The following is an 18,311-nucleotide window of genomic DNA, read 5'->3' as shown; positions in this document are numbered from 1 at the left end:
GTCGGAGACAGCGAGCAAGCGCCGCCGCGCAGCGAAGCTGTCGTCCCCCTTCCTTAGCGCGAAGCGCGTAGAGAAAGGGGGAAGGCGCGTGAGCGCCTCAGGGGGTTACTGCTGCTCTATATGCTTGCGCAGATGCTCCAGTGCTTCCTCCACCTGATCCACCAGCACCAGGCACAGGTCGCCGGGCTGCAGGCGGGCCAGAGCGTGGTCGATGGCTAGGAATTCGCCGTGGATTTCTGTGCTGTAGCTGGTGCGGACAGCGCCTTCCAGCCCCTTACGCAGCAAGGCCAGCACTTCACCGTCCTCACGGCCGCGTTGGCAGGCATCCTGGTAGAGGATGACGTCGTCAAACACCTTGCCCAGAATCTGTGTCTGCTCGGTGATGTCCTGATCGCGGCGGTCGCCGGCGCCCGAGATCACCACGCTGCGGCGCTGGGCTGGCATGGCCTCCACGGCCTGAGTCAGGGCACGAATGGCATCGGGGTTATGGCCGTAGTCGGCAATGATGGTCGCGCCCTTGTAATCCATCACGTTAAAGCGGGCCGGGGCGTTGTCGCTGTCGCTGAGAAAGCCTGCCAGGCCACGGCGAATGGTCTGCCATGGCAGGCCGGATGCCCAGGCGGCACCAATGGAGGCCATGACGTTTTCCACCTGGAAGGTGATGGTGCCGTTGCGTGTCAGCGGAATGTCGCGCAGCGCAATGGTTTCGCGCCAGGAGCCTTCAGCCGCCACGATGGAATCGCCATCCACATAGACCACACGGTTGCCCTGGGCTCGGTGCGTGGCCATGACGGGGTGGTGGCGGTCGGCTGCAAAGAAGATGACCTTGCCGGGGCAGACATGGGCCATGGCTGCAACCAGCGGGTCGGCGGCGTTGAGCACGGCGTAGCCGGTGGGAGCCACGTTCTGGACAATGACGCGCTTCAAGACGCTCACATCTTCCTTAGTGGTGATGAAGTTCAGGCCCAGATGGTCGCCTTCGCCCACGTTGGTGACTACGGCGACCTGGCAGCGGTCAAAACCCAGGCCTTCACGCAAAATGCCGCCGCGCGCGCATTCGAGCACGGCTGCATCGGTCTCTGGGTGGGCCAGGGCATTGCGGGCGCTACGGGGGCCGGAGCAGTCGCCGCTGTCGATCTGGCGACCGTTGACCCACACGCCGTCGGTGTTGGTCATGGCGGTGCGCCAGCCGTGAGAAGTGAACAGGTGGGCAATGACGCGCGTGGTCGTGGTCTTGCCGTTGGTGCCGGTGACGGCGACCAGCGGGATGCGACCATCGTCGCCGGGGGCAAACAGCTCGTCCACCATGGGGACGCCCACATTGCGGGGGCGACCAAACGAAGGCGCCAGGTGCATGCGCAGGCCGGGCGCGGCGTTCACTTCCACAATGCCGCCGTTTTGCTCTTCCAGGGGTTTGAGCATGGTTTCGCAGACCACGTCCACGCCGCAGATGTGCAGGCCGATGGTCTGCGCAGCCTCGATGGCGCGGGCGGCGATTTCTGGGTGCACGTCGTCGGTCACATCGGTGGCGCTGCCGCCGGTGGACAGGTTGGCGTTGTTGCGCAGCACCACGCGCTGGCCCTGGGCTGGTACGGATTCAGGCGTCAGTCCTTCGCTGGCAATGCGGGCGATGGCGATCTCGTCCAGACGAATCTTGGTCAGTGCCGTGCCATGGCCCGAGCCGCGGCGAGGGTCCTGATTGACGATCTCGACCAGCTCGCGAATCGTGTGCGTGCCGTCACCCAGCACTTGCGGTGGCTCGCGACGGGCAGCGGCGACCAGCTGGCCGCCGACGACCAGCAGGCGGAAGTCGTGGCCGGGCAGAAAGCGCTCGACCAGAATCTCGTCGCCAAACTCGCTGGCTACCTTGAACGCGGCTTCCAGGCCTTCACGACTGGTGATGTTGACCACCACGCCCTTGCCCTGGTTGCCGTCCTGGGGCTTGACCACCACGGGCAGGCCCACTTCCTGGGCCACGGCCCAGGCGTCTTCCACGTCGGTGACGGGGCGGCCCATGGGCACGGGCACGCCAGCGGCGTGCAGCAGGCGCTTGGTCAGATCCTTGTCCTGCGCAATGGATTCGGCCACGGCGCTGGTGGAATCAATCTCGGCTGCCTGGAAACGGCGCGCACGGGAGCCCCAGCCCAGTTGCACCAGAGAACCAGTCGTCAGGCGGCGAAACGGTATGCCACGGGCCACCGCAGCATCCACAATCGCGCCGGTCGATGGGCCAATGCGCTCGTCTTCGTCCAGCTCGCGCAGCTGCGCAATTGTTGTGCTGGCATCGAAGGGGGTGTCGTTCAGGGCAGCCAGTATCAGCGCCTCTGCACGCTCCATGGCCAGCTTGCCCACGGATTCTTCGGTGTACTCGACCACGACCTGGAAAGTGCCGTGCTCCACCGTCTCATGCGTGCGGCTGAAGGTGACGGGGCAGCCCGCCTGGGCCTGCAGCGACAAGGCCGCAACTTCCAGCACATGGGCCAGAGACAGGCGCTGGTCCGCGCCATGGGGCTGCAGCGTGCCGATGGTGGGGAAGCGCGCACGCAGCTTGTCTTCAAAGCCGGGCATGGCGGTATACAGCAGCTCGCTGTCCGCGCAGTGCACGATGGCCTCGATGGCGGTGCTGCGGGTCCAGAGGTTGGGGCCACGCAGGGCTCTGGTGCGGGTGATCTGCATAGTGTTTCTTTCAGCTGAATTTCAAGCTATTTCTTGGTCTAGCGCTTATTGAATAATTGCTAGCAGCTATATTTATTGAAGCGTTTTGTCTTCAGGCCGGTATCAAGCCTGGTATTCAAAGGTCTTGATGCCAGCGCCGATCAGATCGGGCGTGATGTCCAGTGCCCAAGCCGTGGCAATGGCCGCCAGCAGGGCCGAGGTATCAGGCTTTTTGCCTCCGGGCAGGCTCAATGCATCCAGCGTTCCCAGAACGCGCTCTTGAGCGCCAGTCGCCATCACCACGTTCTGGCCCTTGACGAAGACAGCGCGGCCGCCCTCATGACGGGCTTCGGTGTTGGCGCGGTGGGCGGCGACAAACTCGTTGTCGGCGCTGGTGGCGTAGAAAATCACTTCACCGTCGCAGAGCTCGGCCAGATCGGCCACTTCGGGCAGATCGGCGTTGAGCACGCCAGCGCCTTCGTCCAACACCACGTCGATCTGGGTGCGGATCACGCGGCGCATCTGACCGGCTTCCAGCACATCGTGGTCGGCCAGCTGCTCGAAACCATCCATGTCGGTGACTACGCCGACCAGGCAGCGGTCGTAGGCCAGACCTTCTTCCAGAATGGAGCGGGCAGTGGTCTGGATGACGGCGGCTTGCGCCAGGCGGTTGGTCAGCAGTCGGTGCGCACCGGCCCAGTTGCCGGTATTGGTCTTCTGGGTCTGGCGGTTGGCAATGAACATGCCTTCGCTGCTGGCCACACCCGTGAGCTTGCCCGACAGCTGCAGCAGCCAGCCCACCAGGCGGGCGATAAAGGCGTTGTTGCGCGTGCCGACGATACCGGCGATAGGAATACGGCCAGCGCCGGGGCCGTCTTCACGAGGAAAGAGGTGGTCGGCAATCGCCATGCCTACAGGGCGGGGTGCGCCGCTGGTGGGTTTCAAGTGCATCAGCAGGCCGGGGCCGGCGTTGACTTCCAAAATGGCTCCCTGGCCTTGCATGGGCTGGGACACGTCCTTCAGGATCATGTCCATGCCGGCAATGTCCAGCCCGACAATCTTGGCGGCCAGCACGGCGTAGTAGGCCACGTCGGGGTGTACATCGTCCAGGCAGTCAATGGCCATATTGCCGTTGCGCTGCAGCAGCACGGCCTGGCCCTGGGGAATCACGCTGTCGGGTGTCACACGCTGGCGGTTGAGTTCGAGCTTGACGGCACCGGCTTCCAGATTGATCCAGTCCAGTGGGTACTCCTGCTCGGGGCCACGGCGGGGGTCCTGGTTCAGCACTTCGACCAGCTCACGCAGTGTGGACTTGCCGTTACCGTAGACGGAAACGGTCTCGCCCTTGGTGGCGGCGACGACCTTACCGCCCACAACCAGCAGGCGGTGTTCCACGCCATCAATGAATTTTTCAACAATCACGTCCGAGCCTTCGGGCTGAGCCAGCGCGAAAGCGGCCTTGATATCGGCTTCGTGCGACAGCTCTAGCGTCACGCCACGAGCGTGGTTGCCGTCCGAGGGCTTGACGGTCACGGGCAAGCCAATCTCCTGCGCCACTTCCCAGGCCTCTTCGGGCGAAGACACGATCTGGCCTTCGGGCACGGGCACGCCGCAGGCCGCGAGCAGGCGCTTGGTGAAGTCCTTGTCCTGGGCAATGCCTTCGGCAATGGCGCTGGTCTGGTCTGATTCTGCCGTCCAGATACGGCGCTGTGCGGCACCGTAGCCCAGTTGCACCAGGTTGCCGTCGTTCAGGCGGATATGGGGGATGCGACGCTCGGTCGCAGCATCGACGATGCAGCCGGTCGACGGGCCGAGGTAACGGTCATTGATCGCGGTCTTGATGGCGTGAATGGCGGGCTTGAGGTCAAATGGCTCATCGTTGATGGCCGCCATCAACAGCTTGTGGCCATATTCCAGCGCCACGCGGGCCACGGCCTCTTCGGGGCAGCGGAACACCATGCGGTAGACGCCGCGCTTGGAGATTTCACGCGTCTGGCCGAACTCGGCAGGCATGCCGGCCAGGTTCAGCAGCTCGATGATCACGTGCTCCATCACATGACCCATCCAGGTGCCACCTTCCAGACGCTGGATAAAGCCGCCGCGCTCGCCCACGCCGCAAGTGTGCTCGACGAGGTCGGGCAGCCAGCGGGTCAATCGTTCGTTGAGGCCGGGGATCTTGTTGGAGGGGTAGTCTTCCAGCTCTCCCAGATCCAACCAGACCTCCAGAACCGGGCGGTAGGTCCAGACACTGGGGCCACGCAGGAAAGTAGTGCGTAAGAGTTGGATGTCGTTGAATTTCGCCATGTGCGTCAGCGGATAAATGGGGGGAGAGCAGGATTTTTTAGAATCCTGCCCAAGATGGATTGGCATTGTGCGCTCAGAATTTGCATTGTGTCGCTTGTCAGCCTAAATGCAGGTTGGCGCGTTAACCAGAGTGTATTGGGCGTCAGGCACAGCCACGTTCACCATGTCGATGCGGTTGCCCGCATGACACTTGGAGCCGTCATCGGCGGAGAAAAATAACTCAACATGCAACATCACCATACTGTGGACGCCTCGGCAGTCTTTGCCGGTCCCTTGGGGGACGAACTGCGAGCCAAGCTCGCTTCTCATGAAAACGTATTAGCTGTCGTCCCGGTTGACCTGAGTGCGAAATTACAGTTTGGCAGTGGCCTTCTGGCCCTGACACAGGAACGTCTTCTGGCCTGCGATTCCCAGACGCATCAATGGGCCGAATGGCCGCTGACCGTGGACCAAAGCCTCAAGCTGCAAGACCATGGCGGCGTGGGCAATCTGGAGCTGCACAACCATGACGCTCGTCTGGCGCAATGGTTTGTAACGCTCAAGCACCAGACCTCGATGTTGCAACTGATGCAACAGTTTGATCGCCAGCGCGAGCGCATTGCCAAGCAAGAGAGCTACAGCGCCGTCAGCGATGAGGATCAGCCGCATTGCCCGGTCTGCCATACCGTGCTGCCACCCGATACCGAGGAGTGCCCCGCCTGCGCCCGCCAGCAGGCACCGCAGACATCGACCTGGGTGCTGCTGCGCCTGTGGCGCTTTGCCAAGCCCTACCAGGGCCAGTTGCTGCTGGGCTTTTTGCTGACGCTGGCCACCACGGCCGCGCAACTGGTGGCGCCATACCTGACCATCCCGCTGATGGACAAGATCCTGATCCCGTTCCAGAACGGTGAGAAGATCGATCAGGATCTGGTGTTCTTCTACCTGGGCATGCTGCTGCTGTCGGCCGTTGTAGCCTGGGGGCTGGGTTGGGCACGCACTTTTGTGCTGGCCAAGGTGTCCGAGCGCATTGGTTCCAACTTGCGCACCACCACCTATAACCACTTGCTGAAACTGTCCGTGGACTACTACGGCAGCAAGCGCACGGGCGACTTGATGGCGCGTATTGGTGCCGAAACCGATCGCATCAACCTGTTTCTATCGCTCAACGCACTCGATTTCGCGACCGATGTGCTGATGATCGTCATGACATCGGCCATCCTGTTCTCCATCAACCCCTGGCTGGCGTTGGTGACTCTGGTGCCGCTGCCCTTTATCGCCTGGATGATCCACACCGTGCGCGACCGTCTGCGCACCGGCTTCGAGAAGATTGACCGCGTCTGGTCCGAGGTGACCAATGTGCTGGCCGATACCATCCCCGGCATTCGGGTTGTGAAGGCCTTTGCCCAGGAAAAGCGCGAAGCCGACCGCTTTGCCGATGCCAATCTGGTCAACCTGCAGGCCAATGACAAGGTCAACAAGACCTGGTCGCTGTTCACCCCTACGGTGACGCTGCTGACCGAGGTCGGTATCCTGGTCGTCTGGGGTTTTGGTATCTATCTGGTGGCCGGTGGCTCCATCACGGTTGGTGTGCTGACGGCCTTCATCGCCTATATCGGCCGCTTCTATACCCGTCTGGACTCGATGAGCCGCATTGTCTCGGTCACGCAAAAAGCCGCTGCAGGTGCCAAGCGCATCTTCGACATCCTCGACCACGTGAGCAACGTGCCCGAACCCACCAATCCCGTGAAGCTGCCCGGCAGGGCCCAGGGCGCCATTACCATGGAAGACGTGAGCTTCCGCTATGGCAGTCGCGCCGTCATCAAGCATCTGGATCTGCAGATCCAACCCGGCGAGATGATTGGCCTGGTCGGCCACAGCGGCTCGGGCAAGAGCACGCTGGTCAACCTGATCTGCCGCTTCTATGACGTGAGCGAGGGCTCGATTCAGCTGGACGGTGTGGATGTGCGCCGCATGTCCGTGTCCGACTACCGCAGCAATATCGGCCTGGTGCTGCAGGAGCCCTTCCTGTTCTTTGGCACGATTGCCGAGAACATTGCCTACGGCAAGCCTGGCGCCACACGCGAAGAAGTGGTGGCTGCGGCGCGCGCTGCCCACGCCCATGAGTTCATTTTGCGTTTGCCCCATGGTTACGATTCGCTGGTGGGCGAGCGTGGTCAGGGCCTGTCGGGTGGCGAACGCCAGCGCATCTCCATTGCCCGCGCGCTGCTGATCGACCCGCGCATTCTGATCCTGGACGAAGCCACTTCGGCCGTGGATACCGAGACCGAAAAAGAGATTCAAAAGGCGCTGGACAACCTGGTGCAAGGCCGCACCACGATTGCGATTGCCCACCGTCTGTCCACGCTGCGCAAGGCCGACCGTCTGGTCGTCATGGACCGTGGCGAGATCGTGGAAGTCGGCCCGCATGACGAGCTGATGGCGCTCAAGGGCCATTACTTCCGCCTCTACGACGCCCAGGCCCGCCGCGCCGAAGAAGATGCACAGGCCGCCGGTCTGAAGCTGCAGAGCAAGGAGCAAGCATGATTGAAGCCCCTATTTCCGATCTGGCCGGCATGCAGCTGGTGCGTAACGCCCATGGCCGACTGGTGCTGACGCTGGGCAATGGCACGGTGTTCGAGGCCGTGGTGCCCGTGCGTGCCTTTCCGATTGCCGCGCCTACTGAAGGTATGTCGCTGATTGCCGTCGATGGCAAGGAAGCGCTGTGGGTGCCGCGCATGGCTGACCTGCAGCCAGAGCACCGTCAGCTGATTGAGCAGGACCTAGCGGTGCGCGAATTCGTGCCCACCATTGAGCGCATTCTCAAGGTCTCCAGCTTCTCCACGCCCAGCACCTGGGACTTGCAGACCGATCGCGGCCTGACGCAGATGGTGCTCAAGGCCGAGGAAGACATCCGCAAGCTGGCGGGCCGCACCAAGCTGCAGATCACGGGCCAGGACGGCGTGCAGTACCGCATTCCCGACAGCAACAAGCTGGACAAGCATTCGCGCAAGCTGCTGGAGCGCTTTCTCTGAGCGGCTGAGAAAGCAGGCTCTCCAAGACAAAGACCTCGCGGGCAACCGGCGAGGTCTTTTTGATACAGGGGCGTGCCAATTGACATGAAATAGCGCCCTGGCTCATATCCAGCAAGCGCTGGCTGCTATCAAACTGAAACGGAAAAAAAGTACTCAAGATTTCTCAAGCATGGCCGATAACAAGGCGAGATAGCTGTTTTTTCGCCTGCATCTTTCAACATCCGAGGGCCAAGCCATGCAAATACCACCTCTAGACCGGACCCAGACGCCTTGGCGTACGCAAGGTGCTGATTTGTATTCCACAGGCGCCTCGGGGGCTGCACCGGTCAGGCCGGTGAATGCGGTGCACGCGGCCGAATCTGTGGATAAGCTCGGTGAAGGGCGGACGGTGCGCGAGCCCGAGAAGCCTTCGGCACCTGATACCGAAAACCGCGACTGGACGCGACCGGAAGAGGTCAAGCAGAAAGAAGTGGTGGAAGAGCCGCCCAAGGAGCCTATCTCCAAGCAGCTCATTGAGTTCATTCAGTCCATGTGGCGCGCCAGCGCGCAGGCGGTGGAGCAGGCCCAGGAAACCAGCAAGGCCGAAGATGTGCTGCAGAGCAAGCAAATGGTTCGCAGCGAGCCGCTGACTTACGCAGAACCCAAGGTCAAGCGCACGGGTGGAAGCCAGTAACTATCAAGTTTGATAGCTTGAGGCGCTTGGTAGTTAAAGAATTAAGTACGAATCTTCAATCAATTGTTGGAGGGACTTGCGCCTTCAGCTTCTGATTTGTGAGCGCTTTCGGTGGTGCCGCTGCTTTGAGCGGATGCAAGCGCTTCGGCGGCCTTGGCTTTTTCGCGCGCTGCACGGTACTTCACGGCAAAGGCGCGTACTTCCTCATAGGTGACAAAGCCGTCCTTGTTGGTGTCGGTCTCGTCAAAGGCGGCTGCCAGCTTGGGGATGATGGCCACTTCGCTGCGGCTGAGCTTGCCATCCTGATTGAAGTCCAGCATCTTGAACTGTTGCTGGGCCTTGATCTCTCCCTTGGAGAGCTGGGTGCCCGGCTTATCCTGTGCTTTGCCATTGGCGGCTTCCTCGGCTCGCACAGAAGGCAGCAGCAAGACCGCACTGGTCAGCAAAACCCCCATGGCGGTCTTCACGACCGAAGTGCTGCGGGCGGCAATGGGTTTGTTTTTGACTGTATGCATGGTGAAGCAGGTGAGGGTTAGGCCTGTATTCTCAATCGCAGCCCTTGCATGCTTTCAAAGTTTTGCATTCGCTTGCCGGACTTTGCGTAGCTTTACGTGCGGCCTGAGGCCTTGGCATGGGCGATGCCGCTGCGCACATGGCCGGATGGCACATGGCTGGCCGCATTGCGCACATGGCCGGTCTGGTCGTCAAAGAAGAAGTCGGGCTCGAACTCACGCAGAAAAGCGCCTTTGGGCAGGCCCCCCAGGAACATGGCTTCGTCCACGTCGATCTTCCAATCCATCAGCGTGTTCAGGGCGCGCTCATGCGCGGGGGCGCTGCGCGCCGTGACCAGGGCCGTGCGAATGCGCATGCCGGGCACCTCCACTTGCTGCAGGCGGTGCAAAGCTGTGAGCAGCGGTTTGAACGGGCCTTCGGGCAGCGGCTGGGCGGCCTTTTCCTGTTCATGCCTTTGAAAGGCCTCCAGCCCTTCGGACTGGAATATGCGCTCGGCCTCGTCACTGAACAGCACGGCGTCGCCGTCAAAGGCAATGCGCACTTCCTGCGGGTGGCGGTCGCTGGCACGCATGGAGTCGGTAAAGACATGGGCGGCGGGGTAGCCCAGCTCCAGGGCCTGCGTCACATCATCGGCATTGGCAGAGAGAAACAACTGCGCACCCAGTGGGCGCAAGTAGCCAAACGGGTCGCGCCCCTGCGTGAACACCCCGCGCTGTATGGAGTGCAGGCCATGGGCCTGGGCCGAGCGAAACACACGCATGCCGCTGACGGGGTCGTTGCGCGAGAGCAGAACCACCTCTACGCGTTGCTGTCCTTCGGTATTGAAGGCCAGCAATTTTTTGACGAGCGAGAAGGCCACTCCCGGCGCTGCGGGCATGTCCAGTCGCTCACGCTGCAGGCGCAGATAGGTGGCGGGGTCGCTGTCTTCAAAGACGCTGTTTTCTTCCTCAAAATCGAACAGAGCGCGCGAAGAGATGGCGACGACGAGTTTGTCACTGAGAGAGGGAGACATATGCGTTGTCCAAGGATAAGAGCTAAAAAATGGACACAATCCCAAACCAGAGAGAGCAAGCAAGGGCCGCCCCGCAGCGAGGCTTTCGTCCTCCTCCCGCATTGCGCAGCAAAGCGAGAGAGGGGGAAGCGGCGTAGCCGCTCAGGGGGTGCTTCACTTCACAAACTGGTTGAGCTGAATGATGGGCATGAGCACGGCCAGCACGATGAGCATGACGACCAGGCCCATGGCGACGATGAGCAGCGGCTCCAGAATCGTGGCCAGGTGCATGGCGCGGCGTTGTACCTCGGTGGAAAGCTGGGTCGCGGCGCGCTGCAGCATCAGTGGCAGCTGGCCTGTTTGCTCGCCCAGACGGGCAAACATGGCAACCAGGCCGGGAAAGCGCTTTTTCTGCGCCAGGGCCGAGGCCAGCGGCGCGCCTTCGCGCACCAGCACCAGCGCGTCCATGGCATCGGCACGCAGGGCGCGGTTGTTCAGGGTTTCGGCAGCGGCCTGCAGTGCTTTCAGTATGGGTACACCAGCGCCTGCCAGCATGGCCAGCGTGCCGGCAAAGCGGGCCGCGTTGTAGCTGCGCGAGAGGCGGCCTACCAGCGGCAGGTTCAGCCACTGGGCATCAAAGCTTTCGCGAAAGGACTCGTTCTTGAGCGCCATGCGAAAGCCTGTAGCGCCCACAACCAGCAGGCCCAGCATGAGCCAGCCGTAGTTGCGCACAAAGTCGCTGACGTTGAGCATGACCGTGGTCAAAAAGGGCAAAGAGCGCTTGGTGCCGGCAAACACACCGGCCACTTGCGGCACCACGTAGCTGACCAGAAAGATGACGATGACGATGGCCACCAGTGTCACGATGGCAGGGTACAGCGATGCGCCAATCAGCTTGGACTGCAAGGCCTGGCGCGATTCCAGATCATCGGCCAGATTCTCCAGCACCGGGGCCAGACTGCCGCTGGATTCGCCTGCGCCAATCACTGCGCAGAAGATTTCGGAAAACTCGCGTGGGTGCTGCTCCAGCGCCCGTGCAAAGCTGGAGCCGGCATTGACCTCGGCGCGCAGCGCTGCCAGCAACTGGTGCTGGCGCTCGTCTTCGGCCTCATCGGCCAGCGCGGCCAGCGCGCGCTCGATGGGCAGGCCCGAGCTGACCAGCCCGGAGAGCTGGCGCGTCCAGACTGCCAGACTGGTGGAGTTGAAGACCGGGCGTGTGAGCCAGCGTGAAGCGCTGCCGCCTTCTCTGCTCTGCCCGGCGGTGACGGCTTGCACCTGCAGCGGAACCAGAGCCTGGCTGCGCAGCTGGCTGCGTGCAGCACGGGCGTTGTCGGCTTCCAGGGTTCCCTTGCGGGTCTGGCCCTGGGCATCCAGGGCTTCAAAGGTAAAGGCAGGCATGCACGGCAAAGGCGTTGTAATGATTGCCTTCGATGGTAGCGGCTATTGATGTCACTACGCGCACTCTGCGCAGAGCATGTTCAAGTCAGCTGCATGGCCTGTGCCGTGATTTCCAGGCTGCGCAGGCGCAGGTCGGCGTCATAGACATCGCTGACGATCATGAATTCGTCGGCCTGTGTTTCATCGGCCAGTTTTTGCAGACTCTGGCGCACGGTTTGCGGGCCACCGATGGCGCCTACAGCCAGGAAATCGGCAATGGCAGCCTGGGCGCGCGCATCCAGCTGCTCCCAGAAGTTTTCCACAGGCGGCATCAGGCGGCTGCGGTTGCCGGTGAGGATGCCAAGAACACGCTGGTAGGTGCTGCTGGCCAGGTACTGTGCTTCTTCGTCCGTAGGTGCAGCAATGACAGGTACACCCACTATGGCATAAGGCTTGGCCAGCGCAGCGCTGGGCTTGAACATCTGGCGGTAGATCGCCAAGGCCTGGTGCAGCATGCGCGGCGCAAAGTGCGAGGCAAAGGCATAGGGCAGGCCCAGGTGGGCGGCCAGCTGGGCCGAGAACAGGCTGGAGCCCAGCAGCCAGATTGGGACGTTGGTGCCCGCGCCTGGCATGGCGATGATGCGTGCGCCGTCCTGCTCGTCACCCAGCAGGCGCTGCAGCTCCTGCACATCGCGGGGAAAGTCCTCTTCGGTCTCGACTCGGTCACGGCGCAGGGCGCGCATGGTGGGGCCGTCGGTGCCGGGCGCACGACCCAGGCCCAGGTCGATGCGGCCAGGGTACAGCTCGGCCAGCGTGCCAAAGGCTTCTGCCACGACCAGTGGTGCATGGTTGGGCAGCATGATGCCGCCAGAGCCCACGCGAATCTTCTGCGTCGCGCCAGCGATATGACCGATCAGCACGGCAGTGGCGGAGCTGGCGATGCCGGGCATGTTGTGATGCTCGGCCAGCCAGTAGCGGGTAAAGCCCAGCTTTTCCGCCTGCTGGGCGGTGCGTACGGCAACCTGCAGGGCATGGGCGACGGTATTGCCCTCGCGCACAGCCACCAGATCGAGCATGGACAGCTTGACGTTGTTCAGAGGTTTCATGACAGACTCAATGCTTTTAAAAAGATAGCTTCTGGTGCTTGGCTGGTCAGCGCTTGAGGCTAATTTGTCTTCCGAAGAAGATGCCCACCAACATGCCCCAGACCAACAATACGCCAGCGATGGCGTAGTAGGCGCTGCCGGTTTGCATGGCAAAGACGGAGCCCAGCAAGGCCACGAGTGCTGCCACGCGAATCACGCGGCGCAGCTGGTCAACAGGCAGGCGCTGGCGGATGCTCAGCAGAATGCCGAAACTGATCAGAGCCAGAGCAATCAGCACCAGAAAAAGATCGCCGCCATAGGGCTGGGCGAAAGAGCGAAGGTTTTCAAGCATGGATTCATTGTGACAAAGCCCAAAAGGCTTTGCCCTTCAGGGCCATGAGACTGGCTTGTGTACTCGGGAGCAGGAAAACAGCCGTTAATTTGGGCAAAAGTGGGGCCATGAAGAAGCAAGCCTGCGCCTGGCGGAACTGCTTAGAAAAGCCGCAGGCGCTTGGGAGATCGATAAAAGTTTGCACAGCTGCGGAAGTGTGGGTAAATGTGTGCGGTCTCGCGATAACCCGTCATACCTCGACAGGAGGGGGCGATGGCTGATGCTCATCTTTCATCCCGGCTGCAGGAACAAGTGCCTGGCTTGATCGCCTCCATTTATGAGGCCTCTCTGGACTGTCAAAGATGGAGCGGTTTTCTGGATCAATTGGGTGCGGCCTTGCAGTCCCCGGCCCAGGTCATCTGGGACAATGACTTTGCGCAACGCACGGTGAATCTGGACGGAGGCTTTGGCAGCTTTGCGAGCAGCCGTGGCTTTGCAGAGGCGGAACTGCAAAGCTTTGCCGAGTGCTACCGCCAGCGCAATGTCTGGCTCCAGGATCCTGGCCTGCACAAAGCGGGGAAGGTGGTGAATTCATCGGCATTGTTCGCAGACCACCAACTGCCTTCTAAACACACGGCACGCAGTCAGTTCAAGTCTGCGGCGGCCAAGGTGGGCGTGAGGCGGCAGGCAGATTTTGTGCGCGTGCTGCTGACTGGCCCGGCCATGCTGCTCTGGCGGGAGCAGGCGGCACAGCACAGCTATCTCAGTCCCGCGTGACGCGCAGCACTTCGGCGGCGGTGGTAATGCCTTCTCGCACCAGGCGGTCGCCGTCTTCACGCATCAGCTGCATGCCGCTGGCCTGTGCGGTTGCACGAATTTCGGCTTCGCTGGCGCCGCGGTGAATCTGGGCGCGGATGGTGTCGTCCACCACCAGCATTTCGAAAATACCGGTGCGGCCCTTGTAGCCGCTGGGCTCGCTGTGATCGACCTTGCGCACCAGGCGCTGAGCCAGCACGCCCAGCAGCGATGAAGACAGCAAAAAGGGCTCTACGCCCATGTCGATCAGGCGGGTGACTGCGCTGGGGGCATCGTTGGTGTGCAGCGTGGCCAGCACCAGGTGCCCGGTGAGCGAGGCCTGAATGGCGATCTGTGCGGTTTCGAAGTCGCGGATTTCGCCAATCATGATCACGTCCGGGTCCTGGCGCAGCAGGGCGCGCAGAGCCTTGGCAAAGGTCAGGTCTATCTTGGCGTTGACCTGGGTCTGGCCCACGCCGGCCAGCTCATATTCGATGGGGTCTTCCACCGTCATGATGTTGTTGTGCTGGGCATCCATGCGCTGCAGCGCCGCATAAAGCGTGGTGGTCTTGCCCGATCCCGTGGGGCCGGTGACCAGCACAATGCCGTGCGGCTGAGCTGTCAGGTGCGTAAAGCGCTCCAGTGTCTTTCCGCCCATGCCCACGGCTTCGAGGCTGAGCTTGCTCTCGCTCTTGTCCAGCAGACGCAGCACGGCGCGCTCGCCGTGGACGCTGGGCAGGGTGGAGACACGCACGTCAATGGCGCGTGTGCCCAGACGCAGGCTGATGCGGCCATCTTGCGGCAGGCGCTTTTCGGCGATGTCCAGATCGGCCATGATCTTCAGGCGGCTGATGAGAGCCGCGTGCAAGGCGCGGTTGGGCTGGACGACTTCACGCAGATCGCCGTCCACGCGAAAGCGCACGCTGGAATGGCGCTCGTAAGGCTCGATGTGGATGTCCGATGCCCCGTCGCGTGCGGCCTGCGTGAGCAGGGCATTGAGCATGCGGATGATGGGCGCATCGTCAGCGGTCTCCAGCAGGTCTTCCACGGCGGGCAGGTCCTGCATCATGCGGGTCAGGTCGGCGTCGGATTCGACCTCGCTGACCACCATGGCGGCGCTGGAGTCGCTTTGCGCATAGGCGGCGCTGATGCGGTGGGCCAGCGCTGCGCTGTCCAGCAATTGCCAGTGCTGCACGGCGTGCTTGCGCTGCACCTCGGAGATGGCCGACCAGTCAGGCTGCGGGCCGTGCCAGAGCACGGGCTCATTGCCATCGTCCTCGATCAGCAACTGGCTGGCACGGGCAAAGGCATAGGGCAGGGGGTAGCGCATGCGAGGCCTTTGCTTACAGAGTGCCGGGCTGCACGGGCGCTGCAGGCGCAGCAGGCGTTGTGGGGGGCAGGGTGATGGGGCGGCCGTCTACGGTGGGGTGGCCGGGGTGGGTGAAGTCCACCAGTTCGGGCTTGGCACCGGGAACGATCACGACATCAGGCTGTGCCATGGAGGCTGTGCCGCCAAGCACGGGCAGCACCGGGGCTGCGCTGACATTGCGCATCAGCAGATTGGGGTCTGGCTGGGCCTTTTGCTGTATGCCGCGAATCGCCTCGTAGCGGTCTTGAGAGAACTGGTTGGTAGAGCTGGCATCGCGCAGCACGGTGGGGCGCAGAAACACCATCAGATTGGTCTTCTTGCGGGTACGCGCAGTGTTGCGAAACAGATTACCCACGATGGGAATATCGCCCAGCAAAGGAACCCGTTCTTGCTGCTGTGCGTACTCGTCGGCGATCAGCCCGCCCAGCACCACGATGGCACCATCTTCCACCAGCACATTCGACTCGATGGAGCGTTTGGTCGTGGTGGGGCCGGAGTTGGCGTTGGCCGCAGAGGAGGTGGCCTTGACGGCCGAGCTCTCTTGATAGACGGCCATCTTGATGGTGCCGTTTTCGTTGATCTGGGGGCGAATCTTGAGCAGCGTGCCCACGTCTTTGCGTTCATAGGTCGTGAACGGGTTGACGGTGCCGCCAGAGCTGCCGGTGTTGGTGTAGGAGCCTGTGGGGAAGGGCACGTTTTCGCCCACCATGATGCTGGCTTCTTCATTGTCCAGCGTCATGAGGTTGGGGGTGGAGAGGATGTTGGTATCGCCATCGCCCTGCATCAGGTTGACCAGGGCTCCGAGGCTGGTGTTGCCGTTGACCGTCTGGGTAAAGCCCAGGTTGGTGCCCTTGAGGCCGCCGATGGCCGCCGCATTGTCGCTGGAGACTGATCCGTTGTTGACGAGGTCGCCGACCGCCCCGGCCACACCGAAGATATTGGTGATGCCGTTGATGGAGCTGCCGCTGCCCAGCATACCCAGCACCTTGCCGTTGTTGCGGATGATGGAGCTCCACTGCACGCCCAGCTGGGCCGCCTTGTCGGCAGAGACTTCAACGATCAGTGCCTCGATCAGAACCTGGGCACGGCGGCTGTCGAGCTTGTCGATGACGCCGCGCAGCTGGCGGTACATGGGGCCGGGGGCCGTGATGATGAGCGAATTGGTGGACGGGTCGGCCTGAATCATGCCGCCCGTGGACGGCTGCTGGGCGGTGCCAAAGCGTGAGCTGGGGCCGGCATTGCCGCCGCCCAGGCCCACGGTGGCGCTGCCGTCCGTGCCGCGCGAAATGGTGGGCTGGGCCATGGCTGCATTGCTGCCTGTGGAGCCGGAAGCAGCGCCGCCCATGCCGACCTGACTGCCCAGGGCCGAGCTGGCGCTGGTCTGGGCGCTGATGGCGGCGCGCAGCGTGGCCGCCAGCGATACGGCGTCGGCGTTCTTCAGGTACACCACATGGATGTTTCCGTCGTCGCCCTGGCCCGTCATGGCGGGTTGATCCAGTCGTGCGATCAGCGAGCGGATCTGTGCCAGCTTAGCGGGGTTGGCGGCGCGAATCAGCACCGAGTTGCTGCGGGGCTCGGCGAGGATGGAGGTGCGAAAGCTGGTGTCGGCCTGCCCGGTGGCGGCATTGGCGGTGGCCACGGTGCCACCGGCCGGCATGGAGCCGCCTTCCATCAGGCGGCTGACCAGGGCCACCATGTCGCCGGCCACGGCATGGCGCAGGGCAATCACCTCCACATCGGTGGCGTTGGAGACATCGGTGCTGGCGATGATGCGGGAGATGCGCTGCAGGTTGTCCGCATAGTCGGTAATGACCAGCGAGTTATTGCCCGGGTTGACGTTGATGGTGTTGTTGGGGCTGATCAGAGGGCGCAGCACGGGCACCAGGTTGGCGGCATTTTCGTAGTTGAGCTTGAAGATCTGCGTGACGATGCCGCCGCCACTGCGGCCGCCGTGGCCCACTGCCACTTCGTTGGTCTGCAGTTTGGCGTCGGCTTCGGGAATGACCTTGAACAGACCGGCCGACTCCACCACCGTAAAGCCCTGCATGCGCAGCGCCGCAAGGTATTGCTGGTAGGCGGTTGCCGGGGAGACGGCCTTGTCGGTCAGCAGCGTGATCTGGCCTTTGACGCGCGGGTCCACCACCACGTTGCGGTTGGTGATGGCGGCCATGGCGCGCGAGACGGCCTCGATGTCGGCATTGGTGAAGTTCAGTGTGACGGGTTCACCGGGTCTCAAACTAGGAGTAGTGTTCGCAGGTACAGGCTGCGTTTGCGCATGAATCGGTGCTGAAATGCAGACGGCAAGCGCGGCAACAGCTATTGAATTCAGAGTGTTGTGCCAGGCGGTGCGTGAATGCTGAGTCATGGTTCAACCAAAAGTGATGATGGAGCGCGCCCCTTGGCGTCGTCCCAGAATATTGAGCAAGTTCGACAGCGCAGCTTCGCGCTCCGGGCTGGCAGAGGCCTCGCCGTGGAAGCGCAGGCGCGATCCCACCCACTGGCCCTGGCCGCTGAGCTGCAGGTCGCCGTTGAGGGTGGAGAGAGTGAGCTGGGCGTTGTCACCGCCTTGAATATCCAGCCGGTAGCTGCCCAGCGGCTTGAGCGGGGACAGGCGCGAAGACACGGACAGGGCCTCCAGTCGGGTCAGGCCCTGGCTGCTGGCGCGGCCCGCGCGGTACTGCAAGGACAGGCCGACTGTGGACAGGCGCAACTGGCCTTGCAGTGCCACGGTGTTCCAGGGCGTGCCCAGGCCGGCCAGCAAATCGGCCGGCAGCTGCAGGGCGGCATCGCTCATGTGCAGTGTCATGGCATTCCAGCCGGGAACCAGCCGGGCCAGCATGGGAGCCTGGGTGCAGCAATCGCTTTGCAGGGCCACGCTAGCGCCGTGCAGACCAGGGCGCAGTGTCCAGTTCAGGCGCGTGGGCAAGCTGGTGTGGTCGCGGCTGTCTTCGCCCCCGGTCAGCACCAGGCGGGCAGAGCCGCTCCAGACGGTGCCTCGCGCTTCTTGCAGCAACACTTGGCCGGCTGTGGCCGACTGCACGCCAGCGGCCAGCCAGCTTGCCGGCGCGAAGACGAGGGTGGTCAGCAGGGCGCCGAGCACAGCGCCGCAGACCGCCCAGCTGCGGGGCGAGCGCAAAGTGCCGGCCGAGCGAGGAGGGCGGGAGGTTTTTGGGGAGGGGCTGAGGCGGCGCAGACGCATGGCAGCCA

Annotated in this window: 14 protein-coding genes; 4 read left to right on the top strand and 10 right to left on the bottom strand. The window is 62.7% G+C overall.

Annotation, left to right across the window (positions count from 1 at the left end; genetic code table 11):
* Positions 1–105: 105 nt before the first annotated feature.
* Together cphA and AC2I9W_RS08160 are read right to left on the bottom strand one after the other, a co-directional pair.
* Positions 106–2,676, bottom strand: coding sequence for a cyanophycin synthetase (gene cphA, locus AC2I9W_RS08165; RefSeq protein WP_486409494.1), 2,571 nt, complete (start codon positions 2,674–2,676; stop codon positions 106–108).
* 102 nt (positions 2,677–2,778) lie between these two features.
* Positions 2,779–4,959, bottom strand: coding sequence for a cyanophycin synthetase (locus tag AC2I9W_RS08160; RefSeq protein ID WP_486409493.1), 2,181 nt, complete (start codon positions 4,957–4,959; stop codon positions 2,779–2,781).
* 225 nt (positions 4,960–5,184) lie between these two features.
* Here AC2I9W_RS08160 and AC2I9W_RS08155 point away from each other — a divergent pair, with 225 nt between their 5' ends.
* The 3 genes from AC2I9W_RS08155 to AC2I9W_RS08145 all read left to right on the top strand — a co-directional run bounded on the left by AC2I9W_RS08155 (position 5,185) and on the right by AC2I9W_RS08145 (position 8,643).
* On the top strand, positions 5,185–7,482 hold the full coding sequence (locus tag AC2I9W_RS08155; protein ID WP_486409492.1) for a cyanophycin metabolism-associated ABC transporter: 2,298 nt from the start codon (positions 5,185–5,187) through the stop codon (positions 7,480–7,482).
* Positions 7,479–7,970, top strand: coding sequence for a cyanophycin metabolism-associated DUF1854 family protein (locus AC2I9W_RS08150; protein ID WP_486409491.1), 492 nt, complete (start codon positions 7,479–7,481; stop codon positions 7,968–7,970). The genes AC2I9W_RS08155 and AC2I9W_RS08150 overlap by 4 nt, the downstream gene beginning before the upstream one ends.
* Positions 7,971–8,205: 235 nt before the next feature.
* Positions 8,206–8,643 carry a hypothetical protein gene (locus tag AC2I9W_RS08145; RefSeq protein ID WP_486409490.1) on the top strand — a complete coding sequence of 146 codons (438 nt, stop codon included), beginning with the start codon at positions 8,206–8,208 and terminating at the stop codon, positions 8,641–8,643.
* A 59-nt stretch (positions 8,644–8,702) separates the two neighbouring features.
* Here AC2I9W_RS08145 and AC2I9W_RS08140 read toward each other — a convergent pair whose 3' ends face one another.
* The 5 genes from AC2I9W_RS08140 to AC2I9W_RS08120 form a co-directional block, all read right to left on the bottom strand.
* Positions 8,703–9,158 (bottom strand): EF-hand domain-containing protein, encoded by a 456-nt coding sequence (locus AC2I9W_RS08140; RefSeq protein ID WP_486409489.1) that lies wholly within the window; start codon positions 9,156–9,158, stop codon positions 8,703–8,705.
* A 92-nt stretch (positions 9,159–9,250) separates the two neighbouring features.
* Positions 9,251–10,168: a 5'-nucleotidase gene (locus AC2I9W_RS08135; protein ID WP_486409488.1), complete on the bottom strand. Its 918-nt coding sequence runs from the start codon at positions 10,166–10,168 to the stop codon at positions 9,251–9,253.
* Positions 10,169–10,321: 153 nt separating this feature from the next.
* On the bottom strand, positions 10,322–11,545 hold the full coding sequence (gene gspF, locus AC2I9W_RS08130; protein WP_486409487.1) for a type II secretion system inner membrane protein GspF: 1,224 nt from the start codon (positions 11,543–11,545) through the stop codon (positions 10,322–10,324).
* A gap of 80 nt (positions 11,546–11,625) precedes the next feature.
* Positions 11,626–12,630, bottom strand: coding sequence for an LLM class flavin-dependent oxidoreductase (locus tag AC2I9W_RS08125; RefSeq protein ID WP_486409486.1), 1,005 nt, complete (start codon positions 12,628–12,630; stop codon positions 11,626–11,628).
* Positions 12,631–12,676: 46 nt separating this feature from the next.
* On the bottom strand, positions 12,677–12,961 hold the full coding sequence (locus tag AC2I9W_RS08120) for a hypothetical protein (RefSeq protein ID WP_486409485.1): 285 nt from the start codon (positions 12,959–12,961) through the stop codon (positions 12,677–12,679).
* 252 nt (positions 12,962–13,213) lie between these two features.
* Between AC2I9W_RS08120 and AC2I9W_RS08115 the strand changes: the two genes are divergently transcribed.
* Positions 13,214–13,717, top strand: coding sequence for a hypothetical protein (locus AC2I9W_RS08115; RefSeq protein ID WP_486409484.1), 504 nt, complete (start codon positions 13,214–13,216; stop codon positions 13,715–13,717).
* On the opposite strand, the gene AC2I9W_RS08110 is transcribed toward AC2I9W_RS08115, so the two are convergent.
* The 3 genes from AC2I9W_RS08110 to gspN are packed head-to-tail and all read right to left on the bottom strand — an operon-like array spanning position 13,704 to position 18,303.
* Positions 13,704–15,065 carry a GspE/PulE family protein gene (locus AC2I9W_RS08110; protein WP_486409483.1) on the bottom strand — a complete coding sequence of 454 codons (1,362 nt, stop codon included), beginning with the start codon at positions 15,063–15,065 and terminating at the stop codon, positions 13,704–13,706. The genes AC2I9W_RS08115 and AC2I9W_RS08110 overlap by 14 nt on opposite strands.
* Before the next feature lie 13 nt (positions 15,066–15,078).
* Positions 15,079–17,469 carry a type II secretion system secretin GspD gene (gene gspD, locus AC2I9W_RS08105; RefSeq protein ID WP_486409482.1) on the bottom strand — a complete coding sequence of 797 codons (2,391 nt, stop codon included), beginning with the start codon at positions 17,467–17,469 and terminating at the stop codon, positions 15,079–15,081.
* 3 nt (positions 17,470–17,472) lie between these two features.
* The gene (gene gspN / locus AC2I9W_RS08100) at positions 17,473–18,303 is read right to left on the bottom strand and encodes a type II secretion system protein N (protein WP_486409481.1); all 831 of its coding nucleotides are present in this window, start codon (positions 18,301–18,303) and stop codon (positions 17,473–17,475) included.
* Between the last annotated feature and the right edge of the window lie 8 nt (positions 18,304–18,311).

The organism is Comamonas sp. FUJ_7 (assembly GCF_057369555.1).
This window is presented reverse-complemented; position numbering and strand designations above follow the sequence as displayed.